The organism is Afipia sp. P52-10, assembly GCF_000516555.1.
Classification (GTDB): domain Bacteria; phylum Pseudomonadota; class Alphaproteobacteria; order Rhizobiales; family Xanthobacteraceae; genus P52-10.
On sequence record NZ_AZSJ01000003.1, the window covers coordinates 924,508 to 938,324 of the forward strand.

Below are 13,817 nucleotides of genomic sequence, written 5' to 3' on the forward strand. Positions count from 1 at the left end.
TTGATGACGCGAAATTTCATAAGCACACGATCCCGAGGCTGACGACAGCTGCGGGATCATGCGCAGTCAAAGCGTGCGGGCGATCACCACCTTCATGATCTCGTTGGTGCCGGCATAGATGCGCTGCACCCGCGCATCGCGATACATGCGCGAGATCGGGTACTCGTCCATGAAACCGTAGCCGCCGAACAGTTGCAGGCAGCGATCGACGATCTTGTTCTGCAGGTCGCTCAGCCAGTACTTCGCCATCGAGGCCGTGGCGGTGTCGAGCTCGCGCTTCAGGTGCTGGGCGACGCAATGGTCGTGGAACACGCGGCCGATGGTCGCCTCGGTCTTGCACTCGGCAAGCTCGAACTGGGTGTTCTGGTATTCGACGATCGCCTTGCCGAAGGCTTTCCGCTCCTTGACGTAATCGATGGTCAGCCGCAGCGCGCGCTCGATCATGCCGATCGCCGACGTGGCGACGATCAGGCGCTCCTGCGGCAGGTCGCGCATCAACTGGAAGAAGCCCTGCCCTTCCTCGGTGCCGAGCAGCGCCTCGGCCGGCACCTTGGCATCCTCGAAGAACAGTTCCGATGTATCGGCCCAGTCCATGCCGAGCTTCTTCAGCTTGCGGCCGCGGCGGAAGCCCGGCGTCTCGTCGGTCTCGACCACGATCAGCGAGGTGCCCTTGGCGCCCTGGGTCGGGTCGGTCTTGGCGACGACGATGATCAGGTTGGCGTGCTGGCCGTTGGTGATGAAGGTCTTCGAGCCGTTCAGCACGTAGCCGTTGCCGGACTTCGCCGCGGTGGTGCGCACCGACTGCAGGTCCGAGCCCGCGCCCGGCTCGCTCATGGCGATGGCGCCGACCAGCTCGCCGGTGGCGAGCTTCGGCAGCCACTTCTTCTTCTGCTCCTCGGTGCCGTAGTTGAGGATGTAGGGCGCGACGATACCCGAATGCAGCGGCGCGCCGATCTGGTCCATGCCGGCCAGCGCGAACTCGCGGTTGATCACGGTCTCGTGCGCGAAGCTGCCGCCGGCGCCGCCATACTCCTCGGGAATGCCTGCCAGCAGCAGCCCGGCCTCGCCGAGCTTGTTCCAGGCGGCGCGGTCCATCATGCCCTGCTCGTGCCAGCGCTCGATATGCGGCACCATCTCGTTCGCCAGAAACCGCCGCGTCTGCTCCTCGAGCAGGCTCAGCTCTTCGGTCATCCATGCGGGGCGGGGAACAGACAAGGCTTCCATCGGCGTTCACTCCCAGGCGATTGTTTCAAGCGATTTTTGTTTGATCAATCTTTGTCCGGATGCTGATGATTGATCAGCGATCCGCTCTTGTCCTTCAGCCAGTCGTCGGTGGTTTCCGCCGGCAGCGCGTGAATGCTATCGAGCCACGACACCTTGCTCTCGATGCCAAATTGCCGCGTCGGCGGCGCGAGATTGGGGTCATCCAGGCTGTTGACGGCGACACTGATCTCGCCAGACCCCGCGAACGCATAGGTCAGCGGCGTGCCGCAATCCTTGCAGAAGCCGCGCTCGGCAAAGTTCGACGAGCGGAAGATCGCAGGCTGGCCGCGCGTGAAACGCAAGTCCTCCGCCTTGCCGCCGGTCAGCGCCATGAACGGCTGGCCGGATGCCTTCTGGCACATACGGCAGTGGCAGATGCTGCTGAAAAGCGGCGGCGCCCGCCACGCATAACGGACGGCGCCGCATTGGCATCCGCCCGTCCATAGGGTGCGCGTTTCACTCATCGTCAGAACGCCTCGGCGGCCAGTTCCATCGTCGTATCCGCCCCGGCCTGAACCCGCGTCAGATGCAGCGCCGTCTGCGGCAGCATCCGCTCCATGAAGAACTTGCCGGTGACGAGCTTGGTCTTGTGCTGCTCGGACGCGCTGCCGGCCGCGAGCTTGTCCTGCGCCACCTTGGCCATCCGCGCCCACATGTAGCCGAACACGACCAGGCCGAACAGGTGCATGTAATCGGTGGAGGCGGCGCCGGCGTTATCCGGCTTCGCCAAGGCATTCTGCATCAGCCACATGGTCGCCTGCTGCAGATGCTGCAGCGAGGCGGCGAGCGGTCCGACATAGGGCTTCATCGCCTCGTCGCCGCCATGCTGCTTCACGAAGCCGCCGACCTCGGTGAAGAACGCGGTGATGGCGCGGCCGCCGTCACGCGGCAGCTTGCGGCCCACGAGGTCCAGCGCCTGGATGCCGTTCGCGCCCTCGTAGATCATGGCGATGCGGGCATCGCGCACGAACTGCTCCATGCCCTGCTCGGCGATGTAGCCGTGGCCGCCATACATCTGCTGCGCGGCGACCGTGTTGGCGAAGCCCTGGTCGGTGAGCACACCCTTCAGAATCGGCGTCATCAGCCCCATGTGATCGTCGGCCGCCTGGCGCTCCTTCTCGTCGCCGGAGCGATGGGCGACGTCGCTCTTCAACGCAGTCCAGATCACGAAGGCGCGCGCAGCCTCGTTGAACGCCTTGATGGTCATCAGCGTGCGGCGCACGTCCGGATGGACGATGATCGGATCGGCGGCCTTGTCCTTCTCCTTCGCGCCGGTGAGCGCGCGGCCCTGCAGCCGCTCCTTCGCATACGTCACGGCGTTCTGATAGGCGACCTCTGACTGCGCGAGCCCCTGAACGGCGACGCCGAGCCGCGCCTCGTTCATCATCACGAACATGGCGTTGAGACCCTTGTTCTCCTCGCCGACCAGCCAGCCGGTGGCGTTGTCGTAGTTCATCACGCAGGTCGAATTGCCGTGGATGCCCATCTTGTGCTCGATCGAACCGCACGACACGCCGTTGCGCGCGCCCAGCGAACCGTCGGCATTGATCAGCACCTTCGGCACCACGAACAGCGAGATGCCGCGCGTGCCGGCCGGCGCACCCTCGATGCGCGCGATCACCAGATGGATGATATTCTCGGTAAGGTCCTGCTCGCCACCGGAGATGAAGATCTTGGTGCCGGTGATCTTGTAGCTGCCGTCCGCCTGCTTCACCGCCTTGGTGCGCAACAGGCCGAGATCGGTGCCGCAATGCGGCTCGGTCAGGTTCATGGTGCCGGCCCACTCGCCCGTCATCATCTTCGGGATGTAGGTCTTCTTCTGGGCGTCGCTGCCATGCGCGAGCAACGCCGCCATCGCTCCCTGGGTCAGGCCCGAATACATCGAAAAGGCCATGTTGGCGGAAATCAGGAATTCACCGACCACCTGCGACAGCGTCACCGGCAGGCCCTGTCCGCCATACTCCGCCGGCAGCGCGAGGCTCAGCCAGCCGCCTTCGCCGAGCTGTTTGAAGGCGTCCTTGAAACCGGCCGGCGTGGTGACGCGGCCATCGTCGTGGCGCTTGCAGCCTTCGAGATCGCCCGACCGGTTGAGCGGCTGCAAGACTTTCTCGGAGAACTTCGCCGCCTCCTCGATGATCGCCTCGCGCACGTCGGCGGACGCGTCAGAGAAACCCGGCAGGTTGTTGTAGTTGTCGAAGTGGAAAACGTCGTTGAGGAGGAAGTGGACGTCCTCGACGGGCGCTTTGTAGGTCGGCATTTCGATCTCCCGGCAAAGGCATGCGATCGCGCGCGATCGATGGTCTGGAAGGCGGGACGTTCGGTTTCTTCACATGATCACGCGAGCGGGAAAAAGCGAGATCACCGGTCCGAATTCAATCCGGGTGGGACTAAGCTCTAAGAAAAATTTTGCGGCGCAGCAACAACCTTCGGCTAAACTTTCGTCGCGACTGAACGCCTCTCGTGACCTTACGGCGCGCCTCGTACGGCAGACATGCCAAGACGCGCGACGTGCCAAGACGCGTGACATGTCGAAACGCGCGACATGCCATCGCGCCCGCCTGCGCGACGGTTTCGGCTGAGCCTCCCCGCCTCTCCCGCCGGTCTGTGACAGCGGTCTGACGATTTGCGGCGGGACGTCCATACTTCTTAACCGGTTATTTACCGTAACACTGAAAAGTCGGGGACGAAACCAGCCTGCGGTCGCACAATTTTGCTTGTCTCTTCAACGGCGCGGGCGGGGCGTGAGGCGCAGTGCAAACGCAATCGCTTCGGACACCGGATCAGGCATGAAATCGCGCGTACCGAATGACAGTGGAATGCCCCCGGCCAGCGGAGCGGCGCGTCCTGCAGGGATGTCGCTTGGCCACTGGTTGAACGCCACCCTCGGCCAGCAGCCGCCCGCCATGGCTCGCCCCCCGCAGGCTCCGGCCCCGCAACCGCACGTTGCCGCGCCCCCGCAAGCCCGCGGCCCAAGTCCAGATCAAAGTCCAGATCAAAGTCCAGATCAAAGCCCAACCCTGGGCCGGAACCGGAACCATGGCTACGCCGTCCAACCGCAGGCGCCGCTGCCGGGCTCCGAATTCGACAGCATTTCCGAAATTCACCGCCGGCTCGACAGTATCACCCAGCAAATCAACCAGATCTCGCAGCGCCGCGCCGGGGGCCCGGCGGCTTCGATGCCATCCGCCGCCCCGCCCTCAGGTGTTGCCGCTCCAAGCCTTGCCGCTCCAACCCTTGCCAGCCAGCTCAACGACGCGATTTCCCGCCTCGACATGCGGCTCGCCAGCCTGACGCAGGCGGCGCCGCGGGCAACACAAGCTGCCACTGAGCCAGCCTACGGCCAGCCGCCGATGCCACGCGGCCAAGCCGCGCCTCGTCAGACCTTTCATGACCAGGCCTTCCAGGCTCCAGGTCAGCAGAACCCGGCCTATCAGACCCCCGGCTATCACAACGCGCCACCGCTCAATCCCGCAGGGCTCGATGCGGCGGTCGCGGAGATTTCAGCCCGACAGAGCTCGCTCAGCGGCGGCAACGCCTATCCGGCCCAGCCGTTCGCGCCGCAGACCCCGGCTTCGCAGGCGTCGTCCGTGCCGGTCGACCTGTCCGGGATCGAACGGCAGCTCAACCAGCTCACGAGCCAGATGGAGGCGCTGCGCCGCCCCGACCAGCTCGATCAATCGATCGCCGCCTTTCGCGAGGAGCTCGCCGACATCCGCCGCTCGCTCACCGAGGCGCTGCCGCGCCAGGCAATCGAAGCGCTGGAAAACGAAATCCGCGCGCTCGGCCAAAAGATCGAGCGCAACCGTGACAGCGTCGGCGACCAGGAGGCGCTCGGCGGCATCGAGAAGGCGCTGAACGACATCTACGGCGTCGTGCGCACGCTGACACCCGCCGAACAGCTCGCGGGTTATGACGCGGCGATCCAGGGCCTGTCGAACAAGATCGACGTGCTGATCCGCAGCAATCCGGATTCCAACATCGTCCAACTGCAGGACGCGATCGCAGCGCTGCGCAACATCGCCGCCAACGTCGCCTCGAACGAATCCATCGGCCACCTGAGCGACCATATCCGCTCGCTCGGCGAGAAGGTCGATCACCTCGCCGAAACCGGCGGTCACGACATGCTGGCGGCGCTGGAGCAGCGCATTGCCCTGCTGACCGCGGCGATGGAAGGCCGCCCGACCGCTCCGGCCTCGGATTTCAGCCACCTGGAAGGGGCGATCCGCACCCTGACGGAACGGATCGATCGCATCGCCAGCCTCGACAGCGCCAGCGCGATGGCCGCGGTCGAGCAGCGCATCGCCTACCTGCTGGAGCGGCTGGAAAGCACGCAGAGCGCCGGCGGCCATCTCGGCCGGATCGAGGAAGGACTTGCCGACATCCTGCGCCAGCTTGAAGGCCAGCGCGCCAACATCGCTTCGCTCGGTGCCGACGCGCCTGCGGACGCGCGCGGGCTGATGGATACGCTCAAGCGTGAGCTCTCCGACGTCCGCCACACTCAATCGGCGACCGAGCGGCGCACCCAGGACGCGCTCGAAGCGGTCCACAGCACGCTGACCCATGTGGCCGACCGGCTGACGGCGATCGAAGGCGACCTGCGCCGCGCCCAGCCGGGCGGAGCGTTGCCGCAATCGTCTGCCCAGCCCGCCTTCATGGCGGCTGGCGTGTCGCAGCCGCCTGGCCGCCCCGAGTTGCCGAACCCGGTGCCGCCGCCGATGGCCGAGCTGCCGATGGCGCAGGCCCCGAGCATCGCCACCGGCTTCGCGCCGGCGCCGCCGGTCAGCCCATTCCGCGCCGAGGAGCCCACCCCAGCCTGGCCGCCCGCCGGTCAACGGGCACCGATCGATCCGTCGCTGCCGCCGGACTTCCCGCTCGAGCCCGGCGCGCGCGGCCGTGGCGCCGCAAGCCTGGAGCCGGAGTTCACCGAGCCCGCGGCACCCGCCGAAGACACCAGCCCGTCGAACTTCATCGCCGCCGCCCGCCGCGCCGCGCAAGCCGCCCAGGCCGCGACGGTCGAGAAGCCGAGCCGCGTCGCCGCCCTGACCGAAGCTGCGCGCAATGCCGCAGCCAAGGCCACGGAAAAGGTGAAGGGCAGCGGCAATGCCGCTAAGGAGGCCAAGCCGTCGCGCATCCGCCAGATCCTGGTCGGGTTCGGCGTCGTCATGATCGTGATCGGCGCTTTCCGCGTCGCGCTGACGCTGCTCGACGGCGCCGACGACGGCTCACAGCAGACGATCGAGAAGTCCGCGGTGCCGCCTTCGGTGGCGCCGGTGCCGGCTCCCGCGCTGCCGCCTAAGGCAGAGATCGCGCCGCCCGCCTCGCCGCTCCTGACCTCGCCGACGGCGGTCGAACGGCAGACCTTCGTCGCGCCGGTCACCGGGGCACAGACCCAGACTGCGGCACGCGAGCCGCTGCCGGCACAGCCTGCCGGCGACGTGACTGGTTCGGTATCCGCACCTGCGGCCAGCGCAACCACAGCCCCCGCTGCCGAGCCGACGTCGCCGGCGACGGCCCTGCCGGATGCGATCGGCGGCCCGGCCCTGCGTGCCGCCGCCCTGAAGGGCGACGGAGCGGCGGCCTACGAGATCGCCGTGCGCTACTCCGAAGGCCGCGGCGTGCCGGCCAACGCCGAGGAGGCGCTGCGCTGGTATGAGCGCGCCGCCGACAAGGGCGTGGTGATGGCGATGTTCCGCCTCGGCACGATGATGGAAAAGGGCCTCGGCACCAAGAAGGACCCGGAGACCGCACGCCGCTACTACGTGCAAGCGGCCGAGCGCGGCAACGCCAAGGCGATGCACAACCTCGCCGTGCTCGACGCCGATGGCGGCGGCAAGGGCCCGAACTACAAGAATGCCTCGGTCTGGTTCCGCAAGGCCGCCGACCATGGTGTCGCCGACAGCCAGTACAACCTCGCGATCCTCTACGCGCGCGGCATCGGCGTGGAGCAGAACCTCGCCGAATCGTTCAAGTGGTTCAGCCTCGCCGCCGCGCAGGGCGACGCCGACGCCGGCCAGAAACGCGACGATATCGCCAAGCGGCTCGACCCGCAGTCGCTGGCCGCGGCCAAGCTCGCGGTGCAGACCTTCACACCGGAGCGGCAGCCGGCCGACGCGATCAACGTCGCGGCCCCCGCCGGCGGCTGGGATGCGCCCTCGGCCAACAAGCCGCAGCCGGGCAGCGCCAAATCCGCCCAGCACAGACCGGCCAAGTCCGTCCACAACGGGACCGCGAGCCGGCTGCAGACTGCGGCTCGCTAAGCGCTCCGCAGGCACGCGACTCCGACAGTTAGCACGCCGCCTCGCTTCGAGCGCGGCGTTTTTGTTTCAGCAGCCATGACGCGGATTCGGTGTCGATTCCGCCGCACGATTTGGGTAAGCAAAGGCTCTGTGTCAGCAAGATCCGGCACGGGTGTCCCCGACTTGGTCGCCGTACCCTCGCCGCAAATCCATCCAACCCAGCGGGCGCCGTGCAGCTCTATCTTCCCATCGCCGATCTTCCGGTGAACATCTTTCTCATCCTGGCGATGGGCATGGCGGTCGGCTTCGTCTCCGGCATGTTCGGCATCGGCGGCGGCTTCCTGATGACGCCGCTCTTGATCTTCATCGGCATCACCCCGGCGGTCGCGGTGGCCTCGGTCACCGGCCACATCGCAGCCTCCTCGTTCTCGGGTGCGCTGTCGCACTGGCGGCGGCGGACGGTCGATCCGACGCTCGCGCTGGTGCTGCTGATCGGCGGTACGGTCGGCACCTTCGCCGGCGTCTGGCTGTTCACGCTGCTGCGCTCCTACGGCCAGCTCGATCTCACCATCGCCATCTCCTACGTGGTGCTGCTGTCCGGCGTCGGCGGGGCGATGTTCTGGGAAAGCGTCGGCGCGATCCTGCGCGCCCGCAGCGGCAAGCCGCCGACGCTGCGCCGACCGGGCGCGCACAACTGGGTGCACGGCCTGCCGCTGAAGCTGCGCTTCAAGCGCTCCAAGATCTACCTGTCAGTGTTTCCAGTGGTGGCGATCGGCGTCTTCATCGGCTTCGTCGGCGCGATCCTCGGCATCGGCGGCGGCTTCATTCTGGTACCACTGCTGATCTACGTGCTGCGGGTTCCGACAGCGACCGTGATCGGCACCTCGATGATGCTGACGTTGGTGACGATGACCTTCGCCATCGTCCTGCACGCCACCACCAACCATCAGGTCGATGCGGTGCTGACGCTGATCATGATGGTCGGCGGCGTGATCGGCGCGCAGTTCGGCGTCCGCGCCGGCCAGCGCATGCCGGGTGAACAGCTGCGGCTGCTGCTCGGGCTGTTGATCCTCGCCGTCGGTATCCGCTTCGCGGTCGAGCTCACCATCCGCCCCGACGAGCTGTTCACCGTCCGCGCGCTGGAGCCCGGATCATGAGCCGGCGCGGCGCTCTGGCGATCGCCCTTGCCGCCCTGCTGCTCGCCGCGGGCGCCGGACGGGCGCAGGCGGAACGGCTGATCGCCTCGATCTCCAACCATCGCGTCACCATCACGCCGGAATATTCCGGCGAGGAGCTCTTGCTGTTCGGCTCGATCGAGCGCGACGCCGACACGCCGCCGCATCGCGGCAGCTACGATCTGGTGATCACGGTGCGCGGTCCGAAGATGACGATGGCGACATGGCGCAAGGAGAAGAAGTTCGGCATCTGGATCAACCGCGAGTCGCGCGAGTTCATCAACGTGCCGTCATACCTCTCCGTCTTCTCCAACCGACCGATCAACGCGATCGCCTCCGCCGACGTGCAGCGCCGGCAGCAGCTCGGCCTGAACAATTTCATCCTGACGCAGCGGGTCGGAACCGACTTCGCCGACGTGGTGCCGGGCGACCCGTTCCGCGCCGCCTTCGTGCGCCTGCGCGCCCAGCACAGCCTCTATCGCGAGGCCTCCAATGCGGTGACGTTCCTGACGCCGACGCTGTTCCGGGTCAGCATTCCGCTGCCGCCGGAGGTTCCGACCGGCACCTACGACATCGACATCAAGCTCCTGTCGGACGGCGCGCTGATCACCCGCACCGACACCGCGTTCGAGATCGTCAAGGTCGGCTTCGAGCAGTTCGTCGCCGACGCGGCCCGCCGCAACGGCTTCCTCTACGGCCTGGTGACGGCGATGATGGCGCTGTTCACCGGCTGGCTCGCCTCGGTGATCTTCCGCAAGGATTAATAACAGCGCGCCGCCGGCATCATGTGCAGGCGGTTGTCGCCGAGCAGATGCACGGTGAAGGCGAGCGCATCGAAGATCTTCGCGAACGCACGGTCGCGGATGCTCAAGCCGCCCGTGTACGCCCCGAACGACGGCATCACCGCGCGCACGCCGTCGGTCGCAATGCAGCGCCGCTCGATCGAGCGACCGCGCGTCGCCACCCGCGCCTTCGGATGCAGATGGCCGGCGATCTCGCCCACAGCACCAGTCGGCTCGTGGCGGAAGGTGAGTGGACCGATGGCGATTTCGCTCGCGACCGAGCCCTCGAGGCCAACCGGCGGCTTCGGATCATGGTTGCCGGCGATCCAGATCCAGGTGCGGCCCGCCTGCATCGCTGCGATCGTGGCCCGATCGGGCGCGCAGACGCGCTCGTGCGCATCCGCATCGTGGAAGCTGTCGCCGAGCGCGATCACCGTGCGCGGATTGTAGCGAGCGACCACGGCGGCGAGTTGCGCCAGCGTCGCGGCGGTGTCGTAAGGCGGCAGCAGGATGCCGCGCATGGCGAAGCTGGAACCCTTCTCCAGGTGCAGGTCGGAGACGACGAGCAGCCGCTCCTCCTCCCACAGCAGCGCGCCCGAGGCATCGGCAAGGAATTCGACGCCGCTGACCGGCACGGTCGCGCTCTGCCGCTGCATATCCGCCACGTCCGACATGATCAGGTGTAGTTAGCCCATCGCTTCGCGGACGAGTTCCTCGGCGGCCTCCGCCAGCAGCGCATCCGATGCCTCGCCATAGACTGCTTCGCGGCCGATTTCCAGCATCACCGGCACCGCCAGCGGCGAAACCCGATCCAATGACTTGTACGTGATATGGCCGTGGATGCGCTCCAGCATGTCGCTGAGGCGGCGGATGTCGAGCAGGCCGGTGGCCGCATCGGCCCGCGCCGCGCGCAACAGGATGTGATCGCTCTGGTGCTTGCGCAGCACGTCGTAGACGAGATCGGTCGAGAACAGCATCTGCCGCCGCGACTTCTCCTCGCCGACGAAGCGGCGCGGGATCAGCCCGGAGATGATCGCGCAGTTGCGGAAGGTGCGCTTCATCAAGGCCGATTCGGCAAGCCACGCTTCGAGGTCGTCGCCCAGCATGTCCGGCGAGAACAATTCGCGCAGGTCGAGCCGGCCCTGCCGAATCATCGCCGACAGGTCGCCAACGCCCCACACGGCCAGCGCATATTCATTGGCGACGAAACCGAGCGGCCGCGCGCGGGCGCGCTCCAGCCGCCGCGTCACCAGCATGCCGAGCGTCTGGTGTGCGAGCCGCCCCTCGAACGGGTAGCAGACGAGATAGCTCTTGTCGCCGCGCGGGAACGTCTCGACCACGAGTTCACGCGGGCCCGGCACGCGCGACAGCCGCACCTGCATCGCCAGCCACTCGCGCACCTGCTCCGGCAGTCCGCGCCAGGCGCTCTTGTCGGCGAGCAACTGGCGCACGCGCTCAGCGAGATAGGTCGAGAGCGGAAACTTGCCGCCCATATAGGACGGCACCTTGGCATCCTTGTCGTGGGCGCGGGAGACGTAGACCTCGTCCTCCATCAGCGCCTCGTAGCGCACCACTTCGCCGCCGAACACGAAGGTATCACCGGCGACGAGGCCTTCGATGAAGTATTCCTCGATCTGACCGAGCAGCCGCCCGCCGCGGGCGATCGCGCCAGTCGTGCCCGGCCCCCTGCCGCTACGCGAGCGCACCAGCCGCACCTTCAGCATCTGCTCCTCGACGATGGTGCCGACGTTGAGGCGATACATCTGCCGCACGCGCGGATTGGTGACGCGCCACTTGCCATCCGCGCCCTGGCGGATGCGCGCGAACCGCTCGTAGGACTTCAGCGCATAGCCGCCGGTGGCAACGAACTCCACCGTGTCGTCGAAATCCTTGCGCGCCAGCTCGGCATAGGGCGCCGCACTCCGCACCTCGTCATACAGCCCGTCCGCCAGGAACGGCTCGCCGCAGGCGCAGCCGAGCACATGCTGCGCCAGCACGTCGAGCGCGCCGCTGCGCAGCGGCGGCGTATCCTGCGCATTCTCCGCCACCGCATCGATGGCGACGCGGCACTCCAGCACCTCGAAGCGGTTGGCCGGCACCATGATCGCCCGCGACGGCTCGTCGAGGCGATGGTTAGCGCGGCCGATCCGCTGCATCAATCGCGACGCGCCCTTCGGCGCGCCGACATTGATGACGAGATCGATGTCGCCCCAGTCGATGCCGAGATCGAGCGAGGAGGTGCAGACCACACCGCGCAGCTTTCCCGCCGCCATCGCATCCTCGACCTTGCGGCGCTGGGCGACATCGAGCGAGCCGTGATGCAGGGCGATGGCGAGGCCATCGTCATTCATCGCCCACAGCTCCTGGAACAACATCTCCGCCTGGCTGCGGGTGTTGACGAACATCAACGAGGTCTTATGCCGCTTGATCAGGTCGTAGATCTCGGTCATCGCGTGGCGGGCGGAATGCCCGGCCCAGGGAATGACCTCCCTGGTCTCCAGCATCTCGACGATCGGCGCGGCTCCGCCGCGGGCGATCACCAGATCGGCGGTGGTCGGCGCGTCGGGGCGCTGCGGCACCAGGAAGCGACAGAGTTGCTCCGGGTCGGCGACCGTTGCCGACAGCCCGATTGCGGTGATCTCCGGGGCCAAGCGGAACAGCCGCGCGAGCCCAAGCGACAGCAGGTCGCCGCGCTTGGAGGTGACCAGCGCGTGCAGTTCGTCGAGCACGATGCGTTTCAGCGACGAGAACAGGAACGGCGCATCGGCCGACGACAACAGCAGCGCCAGTTGCTCCGGCGTGGTCAGCAGGATGTCAGGGGGATAACGCCGCTGCCGCTGCCGGCGCGAGACCGGCGTGTCGCCGGTGCGCGTCTCCACCTTGATCGGCAGCGCCATCTCGGCGATCGGCCGCTCCAGGTTGCGGGCGATATCGACCGCCAGCGCCTTCAGCGGCGAGATGTACAGCGTGTGCAAGCCGCCCGTGCGCTTCACATCGCGACCGGTCGATTCGGCGCGGCGCGCGCGCTCGCGCTGTCCGCTCAACTCCACCAGTGTCGGCAGGAAGCCCGCCAGCGTCTTGCCGGCGCCGGTCGGCGCGATCAGCAGCGCCGAGCGATTGTCCCGCGCCTTCTCCAGCAGCGCCAGCTGATGCTCGCGCGGCTCCCAGCCCCGCGCCTCGAACCAGCGCAGAAATGTCTCAGGCAACAGATGGCGGGGCGGCGTCAGCACGGCCGGAACGACCTCCAGGCGAGTCGGGCCGCGACGTTAGCCTATTTTGCCGGACAGATGACCTCGGTCGAGCTTGGTTCCAGCGATGTCCGAGGAGATTGGGTTATGGGCGTTCCGCGACCGCAACGAGACCGGGCACCGGAACGCCACCCTCATCGCGGGTGGACATCTCCGTCAGATGCAAGAGGCGCAGTCCCGCGCCTTGCACCGTCTCGCGCACATAAGCCGCGCCGTGGGCATAGCGCAGGCCCTCGCCGAGGATCACGCCGGCGCCCTCATGGGTCTCCAGCGTGCAGGCAAACAGGCCGCCGTGGTCCAGCACCCGCGCGACCTCATGCAACAACGGCGTGAGGTCGGCGAGGTAGACCACGGCATCGGCCGCGAAGATGAGATCGGCGCCGAGCGCCGCCTCGTGCTTTAAGGCTGTCACCATGTCGGCAACATCGAGCCGGTCATAAAGCCCGGTTTCCCGCGCCTGGGCGATCATGCCTGGCGACAGGTCATAGCCGACCATCTCAGCCGCGTTGCGGGCGAACGCCCGCGCCGCGAGACCGGTGCCGCAGCCGAGATCGATGGCGCGGCGAAACGCCGCCGCGCGGCCGGTCGCCTTCAACACCGCCTGCACGGCGTCGCGCAGCACCCGTGGTCCGCGATAGTTCAGCGTTTCCAGCAGCGCCCGGTTGAAATTCGGCGCATACTGATCGAACAGCGTCCGTACATAGGCCTCGGGCATGGTGCCCATGGCCTCGGCGCCGAGCCGCATCAGATGCAGCCCCGCGCCGTGGCGATCGTCGCGGTCGTGATCGCGCGCCTGCCGGAAGGCGGCCACCGCCTCCTCGCGCTTGCCGCGCTCGTCGTTGATCTCGCCGAGCGCGAACCAGGCGGATGCGAATTGCGGCACCAGCTCCACCGCCTGCGCCATCACCTCCGCCGCCGCGTCGAGATCGCCACGCACCCAATATTGGCGCGCGATGTCGTAACGGCGGTCGGCCGTCAGGTTACCGGATGTGACGAACAGCGGCTGCATAAAAATCCGATCAACGACTCAGCCTCATCCCGAGGAGGCCGCAACGCGGGCCGCCTCGAAGGACGTTCTGTCAGCCTCATGGTTCGAGACGCACATCCCGCGCT

At 67.3% G+C, this 13,817-nt stretch carries 9 protein-coding genes; 3 read left to right on the top strand and 6 right to left on the bottom strand.

Going from position 1 to position 13,817, the window contains the following annotated elements:
* Nucleotides 1–66 precede the first annotated feature (66 nt).
* Genes X566_RS05710 through X566_RS05720 form a run of 3 tightly spaced genes read right to left on the bottom strand, consistent with a single transcriptional unit; the run spans nucleotide 67 to nucleotide 3,520 of the window.
* A complete protein-coding gene (locus X566_RS05710; protein ID WP_081740068.1) occupies nucleotides 67–1,224 on the bottom strand; it encodes an acyl-CoA dehydrogenase family protein in 1,158 nt (385 codons plus the stop codon).
* A gap of 44 nt (nucleotides 1,225–1,268) precedes the next feature.
* Nucleotides 1,269–1,727 (bottom strand): GFA family protein, encoded by a 459-nt coding sequence (locus X566_RS05715; protein ID WP_051443898.1) that lies wholly within the window; start codon nucleotides 1,725–1,727, stop codon nucleotides 1,269–1,271.
* Between the two features lie 2 nt (nucleotides 1,728–1,729).
* Nucleotides 1,730–3,520, bottom strand: a complete 1,791-nt coding sequence (locus tag X566_RS05720) for an acyl-CoA dehydrogenase C-terminal domain-containing protein (RefSeq protein WP_034464287.1) — start codon at nucleotides 3,518–3,520, stop codon at nucleotides 1,730–1,732.
* A 919-nt stretch (nucleotides 3,521–4,439) separates the two neighbouring features.
* Between X566_RS05720 and X566_RS05725 the strand changes: the two genes are divergently transcribed.
* The 3 genes from X566_RS05725 (at nucleotide 4,440) to X566_RS05735 (ending at nucleotide 9,438) form a co-directional block, all read left to right on the top strand.
* Nucleotides 4,440–7,520, top strand: coding sequence for a hypothetical protein (locus tag X566_RS05725; RefSeq protein ID WP_244434688.1), 3,081 nt, complete (start codon nucleotides 4,440–4,442; stop codon nucleotides 7,518–7,520).
* A 209-nt stretch (nucleotides 7,521–7,729) separates the two neighbouring features.
* A complete protein-coding gene (locus X566_RS05730; protein WP_034464291.1) occupies nucleotides 7,730–8,656 on the top strand; it encodes a sulfite exporter TauE/SafE family protein in 927 nt (308 codons plus the stop codon).
* Nucleotides 8,653–9,438 carry a TIGR02186 family protein gene (locus X566_RS05735; RefSeq protein WP_034464293.1) on the top strand — a complete coding sequence of 262 codons (786 nt, stop codon included), beginning with the start codon at nucleotides 8,653–8,655 and terminating at the stop codon, nucleotides 9,436–9,438. Before X566_RS05730 ends, X566_RS05735 begins: the two co-directional genes overlap by 4 nt.
* On the opposite strand, the gene pdeM is transcribed toward X566_RS05735, so the two are convergent.
* The 3 genes from pdeM to X566_RS05750 all read right to left on the bottom strand — a co-directional run bounded on the left by pdeM (nucleotide 9,435) and on the right by X566_RS05750 (nucleotide 13,713).
* Nucleotides 9,435–10,130 (bottom strand): ligase-associated DNA damage response endonuclease PdeM, encoded by a 696-nt coding sequence (gene pdeM / locus X566_RS05740; protein ID WP_152539803.1) that lies wholly within the window; start codon nucleotides 10,128–10,130, stop codon nucleotides 9,435–9,437. The two genes, X566_RS05735 and pdeM, sit on opposite strands and share 4 nt — an antisense overlap.
* A 12-nt stretch (nucleotides 10,131–10,142) precedes the next feature.
* Nucleotides 10,143–12,686: a ligase-associated DNA damage response DEXH box helicase gene (locus X566_RS05745; RefSeq protein WP_034464297.1), complete on the bottom strand. Its 2,544-nt coding sequence runs from the start codon at nucleotides 12,684–12,686 to the stop codon at nucleotides 10,143–10,145.
* Between the two features lie 103 nt (nucleotides 12,687–12,789).
* A complete protein-coding gene (locus X566_RS05750; RefSeq protein ID WP_034464299.1) occupies nucleotides 12,790–13,713 on the bottom strand; it encodes a class I SAM-dependent methyltransferase in 924 nt (307 codons plus the stop codon).
* Between the last annotated feature and the right edge of the window lie 104 nt (nucleotides 13,714–13,817).